The 11,954-nt window shown below is 75.7% G+C and carries 10 protein-coding genes; 6 read left to right on the plus strand and 4 right to left on the minus strand.

Annotation, left to right across the window (positions count from 1 at the left end):
* Positions 1-4: 4 nt before the first annotated feature.
* The 3 genes from ABFY03_RS36605 (at position 5) to ABFY03_RS36615 (ending at position 2,851) form a co-directional block, all read left to right on the plus strand.
* A complete protein-coding gene (locus tag ABFY03_RS36605) occupies positions 5-1,093 on the plus strand; it encodes a hypothetical protein (protein ID WP_319012825.1) in 1,089 nt (362 codons plus the stop codon).
* A gap of 120 nt (positions 1,094-1,213) precedes the next feature.
* Positions 1,214-1,954: a GNAT family N-acetyltransferase gene (locus tag ABFY03_RS36610; protein WP_346172063.1), complete on the plus strand. Its 741-nt coding sequence runs from the start codon at positions 1,214-1,216 to the stop codon at positions 1,952-1,954.
* Positions 1,955-1,996: 42 nt separating this feature from the next.
* Positions 1,997-2,851, plus strand: a complete 855-nt coding sequence (locus ABFY03_RS36615) for an MBL fold metallo-hydrolase (RefSeq protein WP_319012831.1) — start codon at positions 1,997-1,999, stop codon at positions 2,849-2,851.
* Here the strand turns inward: ABFY03_RS36615 and ABFY03_RS36620 are convergent.
* The 4 genes from ABFY03_RS36620 to ABFY03_RS36635 form a co-directional block, all read right to left on the minus strand.
* Positions 2,841-3,212 (minus strand): VOC family protein, encoded by a 372-nt coding sequence (locus ABFY03_RS36620; protein ID WP_346172064.1) that lies wholly within the window; start codon positions 3,210-3,212, stop codon positions 2,841-2,843. The genes ABFY03_RS36615 and ABFY03_RS36620 overlap by 11 nt on opposite strands.
* A 105-nt stretch (positions 3,213-3,317) precedes the next feature.
* Positions 3,318-4,307: a TolB family protein gene (locus ABFY03_RS36625; protein WP_346172065.1), complete on the minus strand. Its 990-nt coding sequence runs from the start codon at positions 4,305-4,307 to the stop codon at positions 3,318-3,320.
* Between the two features lie 3 nt (positions 4,308-4,310).
* Positions 4,311-5,606 (minus strand): MFS transporter, encoded by a 1,296-nt coding sequence (locus tag ABFY03_RS36630; RefSeq protein ID WP_346172066.1) that lies wholly within the window; start codon positions 5,604-5,606, stop codon positions 4,311-4,313.
* Positions 5,606-6,979: a discoidin domain-containing protein gene (locus tag ABFY03_RS36635; protein WP_319012835.1), complete on the minus strand. Its 1,374-nt coding sequence runs from the start codon at positions 6,977-6,979 to the stop codon at positions 5,606-5,608. The genes ABFY03_RS36630 and ABFY03_RS36635 overlap by 1 nt, the downstream gene beginning before the upstream one ends.
* Positions 6,980-7,401: 422 nt before the next feature.
* Between ABFY03_RS36635 and ABFY03_RS36640 the strand changes: the two genes are divergently transcribed.
* From ABFY03_RS36640 to ABFY03_RS36650, 3 genes are all read left to right on the plus strand, one after another.
* Positions 7,402-8,151 carry a DUF5710 domain-containing protein gene (locus ABFY03_RS36640; RefSeq protein WP_346172067.1) on the plus strand — a complete coding sequence of 250 codons (750 nt, stop codon included), beginning with the start codon at positions 7,402-7,404 and terminating at the stop codon, positions 8,149-8,151.
* Between the two features lie 79 nt (positions 8,152-8,230).
* Positions 8,231-8,611 carry an FKBP-type peptidyl-prolyl cis-trans isomerase gene (locus ABFY03_RS36645; protein ID WP_319012837.1) on the plus strand — a complete coding sequence of 127 codons (381 nt, stop codon included), beginning with the start codon at positions 8,231-8,233 and terminating at the stop codon, positions 8,609-8,611.
* A gap of 161 nt (positions 8,612-8,772) precedes the next feature.
* A complete protein-coding gene (locus ABFY03_RS36650; protein WP_346172068.1) occupies positions 8,773-11,940 on the plus strand; it encodes a DEAD/DEAH box helicase in 3,168 nt (1,055 codons plus the stop codon).
* Positions 11,941-11,954 lie beyond the last annotated feature (14 nt).

An 11,954-nucleotide genomic window follows, 5' to 3' on the forward strand; every position in this document is an offset into this window, starting at 1 on the left:
AGCGGTGAAGGGCGAGCAGGACGGGGCCTCGGTGCCGGACGAGGTGTGGGAGGCGTTCCTGCGCACGTCGGCCGAGAGCGGCGTCACCGCGCCGAAGGAACCCTCCGCGCGCGCCCGCGAGGCGGCGGCCGGACTGCGCACGGAACCGGTGGAGCCGACGCCGTGGCGCGGTCCCACGTCCGCGTCCGTACGGCCCCGGCGCCGGAAGGGCTGGTACGTGGCGGGCTTCGCGGCCGCGGTGGCCCTGCTGCTCGTGGCGGTGGACCCGGGTGGCGTCGTCGGCTGGTCCGACGACGGGGGCACGGGTGCTCCGCTCGCGCAGGAGACGGCGCGGCCGGAGCAGGCGCCGCCGGCCGACGCCGACGGGCGGGCCACGCTCGCCGAGCCGTTCCGCGGCTCTCCGGCGGCGCGTTGGGCGAGCGGCACCGCCGGCATCACCGTGCCCGCCGCCAAGGCGACGGGCTGGATGACGAAGCCGGAGGTCGAGCGGGCGCTCGCGCGCACCCGCGACTTCCTCGCCGCGTCCAGCCTGGACCCCGCCGTGCTGCGCGGCGGACGCCCGGACAAGGCGATCGCCCTGATGAACCCGCACCAGAAGGACGTCACCACCTTCGTCACCACGTCGCTCAGCACGCCGGGCGAGGACCACGACCCGCTGATGCTCTTCAGCCGCTTCGACCCGGCCCAGGCCCGTCCGGCCGGCGACGAGGTCAGGACGAGGGGCCGCCTGACCTACCGGGAGGGGGAGCGGGGAGCCGTCGAGGTGACCGCCGACGTCACCTTCGTGTACCCGGTCGCCCCGGCCGGCGGCGGCGACGAGGTCGTACGGGTGATCGTGCGCAGGGAGACCGTGGTGAGCTGGGACGACCCGTCGAAGGTCGCCACCGAGGCGGGCACCTTCACCCTCCTGTCCTACAAGCTCGACATGACCAACGGCGGCTGCGGCGCCCCCACCGGCTTCTTCCGCCCGCAGTTCGGCGGAGGATCACCGGCGGAGTCCGGCCCGGACGGCAGCCACACGGTCGATCCGTACGACCGCACGGCCCCCTTGGGCGAGGGACGCGACGGCTGCGGCACCGCCACCCGGTCGTAGCCGGCTTCGGTGCCGCTGTTGTCATCCGTTCAGGTGAGTCGGGGGCGGGCCGGGGTCCGTCTCGGCTACGGTCGGTGACCGCGAACCGCCGACCACCGCACACGACGAGGTGAACGAGCCATGACCCGCCCCACCCCGCTGTGGGGGCGGCTGGCCCGGGTGCCGGCGGCGTTTCCGCCGGCCGGCGGGGTGGAGGTGGTGGTCTCGCCGACGTCGGAACTCTGCCCGGCCGGGTGGGTCGGGGCGGTCGCCCTCGGCGACGCGGCGCTCGTGACCGTACCGGACGCGCACACCGCCACGGTCGTACGGGACGCGCTGGCGCACCTGTCCGTGGAGGCGCTCGTGGACGGCGTTTCGGTGCGCGCGGTGCTGCCCGTCGCGGCGACGCTCGGGCCCGCGGCGCTGGCGTACGTGTCCCCGGGACGGTTCCGGCCGGCGGACGCCGGCGCGCCTGCGGTGGAACGACTGCCGGCCGGGCACGCCGAGCTGGGCCGGCTGGAGGAGTCGGCCGGCGACGAGGACGCCGTGGAGGCGGCGCTGGACGAGATCACCTCCCCCGCCTTCGTCGTCCGCCGGCAGGGGCGGGTCGTCGCCGCCGCCGGATACCGGGCGTGGCCGAGCCGGACCGCCCACCACAGCGTCCTGACGGCGCCCGCCGAGCGCGGGCGAGGGCTGGCACGGGTGGCGGGCTCGGCGGCGGTCGCACACGCCCTCGCCGCCGGGCTCCTGCCCCAGTGGCGGGCGCGGCCTCCGGCGTCCCGGCGCGTCGCCGCCTCGCTGGGCTTCGCGGAACTGGGCTCCCAGCTGAGCATGGAACTCACGGCCGACGGGGGGAGGCCGGCGTACCGCCGGCATCCCTGACGCGGTGGTCGAGGCGCGCCCGGCGGTGGCAGTATCGGCGGCATGCTCCCCACCCTCCAGGTCGGCCCGTACACCGTCATCGCGCTCGCCGACGGCGAAGGGCCCTTCTTCTCCGCCCGGTCCGAGGCGTTCCCCGACGCCACGAGCGAACAATGGGCGGCGGCCGACCGGTTCGATCCCGGTGCGCTCGACGCCGAGGGGCGCTGGTGGCTCCAGTTCCGGGCCTTCGCCATCCGCAGCGACCGGGGCGTGACGCTCGTCGACGCGGGGATCGGCCCGGCCGACGGCCCGGCGGCCTCCTGGGCGCCCGTGCCCGGGGTGCTCCCCGCCTCGCTGGCCGCAGCGGGCATCGCACCCTCCGACGTGGACACCGTCGTCCTCACCCACCTCCACACCGATCACGTGGGCTGGGCGGTCGTCGGCGGCGAGCAGGCACGCCCCTACTTCCCGAACGCCGAGTACCTGTTGCAGCGAGCCGAGTCGGACGCGATCGAGGCGCTCAACCCGCAGCTGCGGTCGAGCCTGATCGACCCGCTCCGGGCGAGCGATCGGCTCCGGCTGCTCAACGGCGAAGCCGCACTGCGCGGCGGCGAGCGGGTGCTCGCCACGCCCGGACACACGCCCGGACACCAGAGCGTGCTCGTCGAGGCCGGACGCGAACTCGTCGCGGTGACGGGAGACCTGCTCGTGCACGCGATCCAACTCCTCCATCCCGAACTCGCCTACGCGCACGAGACGGACCCGGCCCGGGCGAGGACCTCCAGGGAACGGCTGCTGCGCCGCGGCCGGTCCGCGGACACCCTCCACCTCGCCACGCCGCACCTGACCGAACCGTTCGTCGACGCTCGGGCCGGCACGGCGTCGGCGGCGGTGGCACGGGACGGCGTCACCGGGTAGGGACCGGCTGGGTGAGGTTCAGCGGGTTGCCGTCCGGGTCCCGGACGTGAGCGACCCGCTGCCCCCACGGCATGTCGTCGGGGCCACCGCTGACCGCGCCGCCCAACGCCTCGACCCGCCCGAGTGCGTCGTCGACGTCGTCGACGGCGACGCTGAGCAGGATCCGCGGCGCCGCCGCGCCGACCTGCGCGTCCTCCTTGGACACCAACCCGAGGTCGGTGTCGCCGATGCGCAGGCCGAGGTAGAAGACCGGGCCCTCCTCCGGGACCCGAAAGATCTCCTCGGCTCCGAACAACCGCGTGTAGAAGCCGCGCAGGGCGTCCAGGTCGGCGGTGAGGATCACGGGCTGAAGGGTCGACATGGGCACTCCTCGCACGGGAACGGATCGCTTCGCCGGGTAGACCGTCCGAGGACGGCGGACTCATCGGTCCCGCGCCGCCGCAGGCCGCCTCACGCGCCGGAGGATTCAGTCCGCGAGGGTCGGGGAGGAGGCGCCCCGGGCGAGCTGTCGGGGCGCGCCCGTGCCGTCGGCGGGAACCGACCAGATGCCGCCGCCGTATCCGTACGCCAGGGTCTCGCCGTCCGTCCACAGCGCCTGGTCGTCGATGCCGCGTCGTTCCGCGACGGGGTGCTCGCGGCCGGTCGTCAGGTCGTACACGTACAGCCGCCACGGCTCGCGCGGGCCGTCGGAGACGCGCTTCTTGAAGGCGATCCGGGTGCCGTCGGGGGAGAGGGACGGGCACTCCACGTTCGCGCGCAGGGTCCGGGCGGACCAGGTGGCCATGTCGCCCTCGACGAGGTGGGTGCGGCCGTTCGTGGAGACCGTGGCGTAGAAGCGGTTGTCGTCCGCCGCGAAGCTGACGCCCCAGTAGTTGACGTCGGGCGCGTGGTAGCGGCGCCCGTCGAGGGTCAGCGGGATCTGCTCGATGTTCTTCACCAGATAGCCGGTGCGCAGGTCGAGGACGGACGTGCGGGTGGAGAAGGAGGAGCGGGCGTACGAGTCGCCGGTCGCGAACATCGTCCAGGCGAGCATGTTCCCCGAGGCGGAGACGCGGGCCCGGCTGGGGATGCCCGGCAGGCTCATGCGGCGCACCTCGCGCAGCTCGCGGTCGAGCACGATGACGTACGAGCGGGCCGGGACGCCGGGGCGGCGCCGCAGGCAGAGCGCGGTGTCGCCGGCCGCGTGGAAGCGGTCGCAGACGGGGCCGCCGGCCACGCGTCCGCCGGGCGCGGCGGGATCCACGCGCGCGACGCGCCCCGTCGCGGTGTCCCGCGCGTACAGCGCGCCGCCGCCCGCGGCGAGGGCGAAGCGGGGGTCGGCGGTGCCGGCGGCCGCGGCGTCGCGGCCCGAGGCCGCCCGCAGGGTGTAGGCGGTGGCGCCGCCGCCGAGCAGCAGCAGCGCCAGCACGATGATCCAGACGCGGGTACGGGTGGAGGCACCGGTCAGGGCGGGCATGGGTCAGTCGGTCCTCTCGGAGGGCTCGGGGGCGTTCGGCCCGGCGGGAGCCGCGACGCCCCGGGGGAGCAGGCGCGCGGAGCAGCAGACGGCGGCGGCGAGGGTGACGAGGGCGGCGACGAGCGCGGTCTCCGGGCCGGTCGCCGTCCACAGGGCGCCGAACGCGACCGCCGAGCCGAGCCGGGCGAGCGCCTGCGCGGTCTGGACGAGCGCGAGCCCGCCCGCCTGCCGCCCCTCGGTCAGATACGGGCCGGTGAGGGCCATGAGGACGCCGTCGGTCGCGGCGTAGAACAGGCCGAGCAGGGCCAGGACGCCGAGCAGGACGACCATGTCCGGCAGCGGCGTCAGCAGCAGCCCGTACGCCAGGGCCAGGGCCCCGTGCCCGTACAGGAGGGGCCGTCGCCGTCCGAGGCGGTCGGCGAGCCGGCCGGCCGGCACGGCGAGGAGCAGGAAGACGGCGGCGGCGCCCAACGGCAGGAACGGGAACCAGGTGGCGTCGAAGGAGAGCCGGCGCTGGAGCAGCAGGTACAGGAAGGAGTCGCCGATCGTGGCCGCGCCGAGGAGCGCCGCGCACCCGACGATCCGCCGGTAGCCGGGCGAGCGCAGCCCGGCGAGCAGCCCGCCCCGCGCGCGCCGCGCGGTGCGACCTTCCGGCCCGCCGGCGGAGGGCGTGCGCCCTCGGCCGGGCACGCACAGCACCCACAGCACCACCCCGAACGCCCCCACGCAGAAGCTGACCGCGAAGACGGCGTCGTACGCGTCGGCCGTAGCCCACAGCAGCGCGAAGGCCGCCAGCGGGCCGAGCAGGGCCCCGGTGGTGTCCATGGCGCGGTGCGTGCCGAAGGCGCGGCCCAGGTCCTCGGGCGGGCTGTGCAGCGTGATGAGCGCGTCGCGCGGGGCGGTGCGCACGCCCTTGCCGAGCCGGTCGGCGCCGATGGCCCCCGCGATCCAGCCGGTCGCGCCGCCCGCGAGCAGCAGACCGAGCCGGGAGAGGGCGGAGAGCGCGTAGCCGAGTCCGCCGACCGCCTTGTGCCGCCCGCCGCGGTCGGCGGTGGCGCCGCCCAGGAGCCGCACGAGCGCGGTGGCGCCGGTCGACAGGCCGTCGAGCAGCCCGAACTGGAGGGGCGAGAGGCCGAGTCCGAGGACCAGGTAGAGCGGCAGGACGGCGGTCACCATCTCGGAGGAGACGTCGGCGACGAGGCTGACCGTGCCGAGCGCGAGGACGGTGCCGGGGACGCGCCGCCGGACCCCCGAGGGGGCGGGCGGCGCGTCGGGGCGACCGGTGGTCGCGACGTACATCAGTGGCAGGTGTAGGTCGGGGCGGAGTCCTTGACCTGGTCGTCGGTGCCGACGTACTGCCAGGTGTAGGTGGTGTCGGTGAGGTCGAGCTTCAGGACGCCGTACGTGCCGCTGATCCGCTTCTGGCTGTTGGGCTGCACGGTTTCGATGTCGTACGGTTCCGCGCCGCCCATGCCGCCGACGATCTCGACCATGCCGTCGGCGGTGGCCCGCCCGTCCGGGTCCTGCGGGGCGAAGCGCTCGTAGTGGTGGTCGTGGCCGTTGAGGACGAGGTCGGCCTTGGCGGCGTACAGGATCCGCCAGACGGGGCGGGAGACCGGGTCGTTGCCGTGGCCGCCGGAGGAGTACAGCGGGTGGTGGAAGTAGGCGGCGACGCACCCCTTGGTGTTCCGGGCGAGGTCGTCCTTGAGCCACTGGATCTGCGCGGGGTCGTCGAAGGAGTTGGAGTCCAGGGCGACGAAGTGCCAGTTGCCCTGGTCGTAGCTGTAGTACGGCTTGCCCTGCGGATAGGCGATCGCGCCGAAGTACGCCTGGTAGCCGGCGAGCGGACCCGCCGGGTCGTACGTCTCGTGGTTGCCGGGCACCGGCCGGGTCTTCGCCTTGAAGACGCCCCACGTCTTGTCGTAGTAGGCGCGGAAGTCGGAGAGCAGGGCGTCGTCGTACTGGTTGTCACCCATGGTCAGGTAGAAGGACGGTGCGATGCGCTGCGCGAGCGCGGCGGTCTTGGGGTGGGCGCAGGAGCTGCTGGAGGCCGTGCACTGGGCGGCGATGTCTCCGGCCGCGACGACCGTGAACGCGCCGCCGGGCGGGGGCGTGGTCGAGGTGGTGCCGTAGACCTCCACCGTCCAGAGCGAGTAGCCGTAGGGGGTGCCCCGGGCGGTCCCGTACACGCGCAGGTAGCGGCCGGTGCCGGTCAGCCCGGTCCAGTCGTCCGTGCCGCCGTTGCCCGCGGTCTCGGTGGCGAGGCGGGTCCAGGTCGTGCCGTCGGACGAGATCTCGACCCGGTACGCCTTCGCGTAGGCGACCTCCCAGACGAGCTTGACGCGGGAGACGGTCGCCGACGGGCCGAGGTCGACCCGGATCCACTGCGGGTCGACGCCTTCGGTACTGGCCCAGCGGGTGGTGGCGAGGCCGTCGAAGGCCTTCTCCGGCCCGAAGGTGCTGTCCTCGACGGACGACGAGGTGGCCGGACGGCCCTGTGAGATCAGCGAGTCGGCGAGGACACCGGCGCCCGCCCGGTCGGGGAGACCGAGGGCGAGCCCGCCGACGAGGAGCAGGACGACGGCGAGGAGGAGGGAGAGCGAGGTGGTGGTCGTGGGGGAGGGGGAGGCGGAGGTGGTGCGGCGGGGTGGGACGGATGCGAAGGGACGCATACCTGGGCTCCCTGGCCTGAGACGGGCGAGAGCTGGACACCGGCGCGGAGCACCACGCCACGGACCGGCCGCGTCACGCGCGGACGATCGGGGTGGTGCACGGCGGCCGGGTCAGAGCTCTCGCTGAGCGCGTCACGTCCTCCACAGGAGTCCGCCGCGCCGAGCCGCTGCGGGGATGCTAGCCGATGGTCAGGTTTCCTACCAGACCTGGGAGGGGGCGAGGGGACGGTCTCGTCGCGGGCCTCAACTGCCCCTGTGGTAGGTGTGGTTGCGGGCTCCGCGAGCGCCGACGTGCGGAGCGGGGGCAGCGCCCGGGCCCTCGCTGATCAGGGACGGGGACGGAGAAGCGGAGCGGCCTGTAGCGTCGCCCCGTGCCGCGGGGTGGCCCCGTGGCGCCGCGCAGGACGGGGAGGGGAGCGGCGGTGGCCGAGCGGATCTGGCTGGACGTCTCGTACGCGGAGAAGGACCGCGCGAAGGCGGCGGGGGCGCGCTGGGATCCGGCCGCCAAGCGCTGGTACGCACCCCGCGCGGGCATCGCCGCGCTGGAGCCGTGGGCCGCGGCCCCGGACGTACCGGAGCTGCTGCCCGGCGAGGACCGCACGCTCGGCGACGGCCTGTTCGTCGATCTGGTGCCGTCCAGCTGCTGGTTCACCAACGTCCGGTCCTGCGTGTCCCCCGGCGACTGGGAACGGCTCCGCCGGATGATCACCCGGCGGGCCGGAAGGCGCTGCGAGGCGTGCGGCGCCGGCGAGGACCGGCAGGCCCGGAGGTGGCTGGAGGCACACGAGCGGTGGGTGTACGACGAGCCGGCCCGTGTCCAGCGGCTGCGGCGGCTGATCTGCCTCTGCACGGACTGCCACACCGTCACCCACTTCGGGTACGCGCAGGTGCGCGGCCTGGAGGCGCAGGCCTTCGCCCACCTGTCCCGGGTCACGGGGATGGACGGGCCGACGGCGCGCGGCCACGTCGACGCCGCGTTCGCGACGTGGCGGCGCCGCTCGCGGCTCGTGTGGGAGCTGGATCTCGGCATCCTCACCGACGCCGGGATCACCGTCCGCCGTCCGCCCGCCGCGGAGGAGCGTCCCGGCGTCGCGGCGGCGGGGCTCACCGGCCCCGTCCTGCCGGCCCCGCGCGAGGACTCCGATGTGCCGCGGGAGCCGGGCGCTCGGTAGCGTGGGAGTCCGCCGCATGGAGCGTCCATGGGCCCGGGCGGTCCGCGTGCGGGCGTCCCGCGGAGAGTGACGAGGCACGATGAGCGAACCGACGAAGCCCGAGGTCGACGTACCGGCGGGGGAGGCTCCGACCGAGCTGACCGTCCGGGACCTGGTCGTCGGGGACGGCGTCGAGGCGAAGCCCGGCATGGTCGTCCGGGTCCACTACGTCGGGGTCACCTTCGCGTCCGGGAAGGAGTTCGACGCCTCCTGGGACCGGGACGAGCCGTTCAAGTTCGCCCTCGGCGGGGGCCGGGCCGTCAAGGGCTTCGACCGGGGGATCCGGGGGATGAAGGTGGGCGGCCGGCGCGAGATCGTGGTGCCGCCGCGGCTCGGCTACGGCAAGCAGTCTCCGTCGTCGTCGATCCCCGCGCACTCGACGCTCGTCTTCGTGGTGGACCTGCTCTCCGCCACCTCCTGAGACGCCTTCCCCGACCGGAACGCGGATCGACAGGGGTCCCGCCCCACCCGCGACCTCCTGAACGGGCTTCGGTTCGTCGCGGTCGTCGCCGCCACACCCTGTCCCGGGGCAGACGCGGGATTCGCGAGCGCATCATGATCATGGTCTGAGACAGTCGTGCCATGCGCAGTGACGAGACCGTCGAGCAGGGAACCGTCGCCGACCTGGCCCGGGACCGGTGGGAGATCACGCTGGGCGGAGAGCTGCCCGCGCGATTCGCCGAGCCGGGGTGGAGCTACGGGGAGACGGTCAAGCGCCGGTGTCCCGGCTGCGACGGCACCCTGCACGCCCTGCGCAGGCCGTACGAGTCGCAGGGTCGGACCTACCGGTACACGGCGCTCGTCTGTCCCGCCTGCGCCACCGCCTTCACCCTCGCGGACCTCGGGGCGCGGCGGTACGACGAGTTGACCGGCGCCGCCTCGCGCGGGAGCGCCCCGGCGCCCGCGCCCGCACCGCGCGAGCCCCGGCCGGACCGGCGGCGGCCCGCCGCGACCGTGACCGCGCGCGTCCGGCTCCCGGGGCAGCGCGCCGAGCGGGGACCGGCGTGGCCCGAGGACCTGGTCGTACCCGACGGGACCGAGCGGCGCGCCCTGCTCTGGTGCACGACCGCCGACCCCGCGTGGCGCCCGGCCGAGGCCGCGCTCGCCGCCGCCGACGACGCGCGGGTGATCCTCCCCGACGCACCGGGGTACGAGGCGTTGCGCGCGTGGCTGGAGGAGCGGGGCGTCCCGTACCGGGTGAGCCGCTACTGGGAGGAGGCCGGACAGGTCGGCACGGTCGGCGACACCGGCGGCCGTACGGAACTGGTCGCGTCCGGTCCGGACGGCGCGGCGCCCGCCGCCGGACCGTGGGCCGTCGCGGCCCGGGACGCCTTCGCCGCCCAGTGGGACGCGCTGGAGGACCTCCCCGACGCGGACGCCGACGGGAACGCGTACGTGCCCGTCGGCGAACTGGTGCCGGCCGCGTGGGCGGGGCTGCTCCCGCACCCGACGTTCAACCCGGTGCAGGCCGCCGCCGTGCCCGCGGTGCTGGAGGAGACCGGGCACCTGGTCGTCGTCGCGCCGACGGGCGCGGGGAAGACCCCCATCGGCATGGTCGCGGCGCTCGCGGCGCACGCCCGCGGACGCAAGGCGGCCTGGCTGGTGCCGCAGCGCTCGCTCACCGACGAACTCGACCGCGAACTCCGGCTGTGGCGGCGCCACGGACTCCGCGTGGTGCGCCTGTCCGGTGAGGCCGCCGTGGACACCGAGCTGATCCGGACGGCAGACGTCTGGGTGGCCACCACCGAGAAGTTCGAGGCGATCTGCCGCGCCGGCTCGCTGCGGGACGCGCTCGCCGAGGTCGGCTGCCTCGTGGTCGACGAGATCCACCTGCTCGGCGACCCGGGGCGCGGCGCCGTCCTGGAGGCGCTGCTCGCCCGCGTACGGGAGGACGCCACGGCCACCCGTATCGTCGGCCTGTCCGCGACGGTCGCCAACGCCGACGAGGTCGCGGACTGGCTGGGCGCCCGGCTCGTCCGCACCACCTGGCGGCCCACCCGGCTCACCTGGCAACTGCCCCACCTGCCCCCGGTCGACGAGACGGACTGGGCGGCCCGGGTCGCCGTCCGCACCGAGGCCGCCGTCCGCATCGCCCGGCAGGTCACCGAGGACGGCGGCAGCGTCCTGGTCTTCTGCGGCAGCAAGCGCGGGGTCCGCGCCACGGCGCTCGCGCTGGCCGCCGACCGCGGCGTGCCCACCACCGGCGTCGACGCCGACGACGCCGAACAGGTGGAACGGCTCTGCACCAAGGCCGGCGTACGGCTCCACTACCGGGACTGGCCGTACAAGCGGGAGGCCGAGCAGGCGTTCCGCGCCCGGGAGGCGGAGATCCTGGTCGCCACCTCCACGGTCGCGGCCGGCGTCAACCTCCCCGCCCGCGCGGTGATCGTCCGCGACACCACCCTCGGCCTGGACCGCGTCGAGGTGTCGATGGTCCAGCAGATGTTCGGGCGCGCCGGGCGCATCGGCGCCGGCGAGCGCGAGGGCTGGGCGTTCCTGCTCACCGACCCGTCGGAACGGGCGCACTGGCAGGCCCGGCTGGCCGCCGGGTACACCGTGCGGTCGCGCCTCGACGAGTCCCTGCCCGACCACCTCCTCGCGGAGGCCGTGCAGGAACGGCTCGCGAACCTCGACGAGGCGGAGCGGTGGTGGGCCGGCACCTTCGCCGCGCACCAGGGCCACGACAGCGTCGAGCCGCTGCACGAAGCCGCCCGGTTCCTCGCGGACGTGGGATGCCTCCGCAACGGCGCGGGCGCGGACCGGCTCGAACCCAGTCCGCTCGGCCGGCTCACCAGCCGCTTCATGGTCGACGCCACGCTCGCCGACGACCTCGCGACGGCGCTGCGGCACGCCCCCGTCCCCGAGGACCCGCTCGCCGCCGAGCAGGTGCTCGCGGCCCTGCTCAGCACCTGCCTGCCCGCCCTCGCGCAGGCTCCGTTCACAGAGCGGGCGAAGGCGGCCCTGCGCCGCGTCCTGCGCGAGGCCGAGCGGACGGGCGACGAGCCGGACGACCCCTGGGGGATCGGGCCGGTGAAGGAGCCGGCGCCGGACGACGACGAGGAGCAGCCGCAGGCCGGCGACCTGGCCCGGGCCGTCCTGCTGCTCGCCGCGACCCGCCCGGCCCTCTTCCGCGGCCGGCCCGCCTACGTCCTCGGCATCCCCGTCGACTCCATGGCCGGCATCCTGGAGGAGGCCCAGCGCTACCTGGCCTGGCTCGGCGCCCAGGGCCCGCTCGGCACCGTCCACCCCTGGATCGCCGTCGTCGCCGGCGACCTGGCGCTGCGCGTCCGCTGGCGCGCCCTGGGGCCGGGGCGCGGGGCCGGGCGGCTGCTCTGGATGTGCGAGCGGATGGCCACGGCGCCGCTCGCGCCCCAGCTCGTCCCCCGCCTGTGGCAGGCGGCGCGGGCGCGCGGCATCGACGCGCCCGACTGGCCCGGCACCACACCGCCCGGGGACTGCGCCCTGTCCCCGGACCGCTACCGGTCCCTGCTGGCCGAGCGCGCCACCGGCACCCGGCTCGACGTCCAGACGGACGCGGTCCGGGCCTGGGCACCGGCCGGAGCCGTGATCCACCTGTGGAACGGCGCCACCACCACCCCGTACACCTCCGACGGCGAGGAGACCACGCTCCCGCTGCCGGCCGCCGCCCCGGCCGACCCGTCGGCCGGCCGCCGCGGCGCGGCCGTCTTCAGCCGCGGCGACCGGATCGCGGCGGGCTGGCTCGCGGCGTACACCGCGATCCGGGCCTGACGCGCGGGCGTTCC

This window comes from Streptomyces roseofulvus (assembly GCF_039534915.1).
GTDB classification, from domain to species: Bacteria; Actinomycetota; Actinomycetes; order Streptomycetales; family Streptomycetaceae; genus Streptomyces; species Streptomyces roseofulvus.

Coding starts and splice junctions, on each gene's coding strand:
- ABFY03_RS36650 (WP_346172068.1), top strand. CDS start 8,773: ATGCGCAGTGACGAGACCGTCGAGCAGGGAACCGTCGCCGACCTGGCC.
- ABFY03_RS36645 (WP_319012837.1), top strand. CDS start 8,231: ATGAGCGAACCGACGAAGCCCGAGGTCGACGTACCGGCGGGGGAGGCT.
- ABFY03_RS36625 (WP_346172065.1), bottom strand. CDS start 4,307: ATGCCCGCCCTGACCGGTGCCTCCACCCGTACCCGCGTCTGGATCATC.
- ABFY03_RS36615 (WP_319012831.1), top strand. CDS start 1,997: ATGCTCCCCACCCTCCAGGTCGGCCCGTACACCGTCATCGCGCTCGCC.
- ABFY03_RS36630 (WP_346172066.1), bottom strand. CDS start 5,606: ATGTACGTCGCGACCACCGGTCGCCCCGACGCGCCGCCCGCCCCCTCG.
- ABFY03_RS36635 (WP_319012835.1), bottom strand. CDS start 6,979: ATGCGTCCCTTCGCATCCGTCCCACCCCGCCGCACCACCTCCGCCTCC.
- ABFY03_RS36620 (WP_346172064.1), bottom strand. CDS start 3,212: ATGTCGACCCTTCAGCCCGTGATCCTCACCGCCGACCTGGACGCCCTG.
- ABFY03_RS36610 (WP_346172063.1), top strand. CDS start 1,214: ATGACCCGCCCCACCCCGCTGTGGGGGCGGCTGGCCCGGGTGCCGGCG.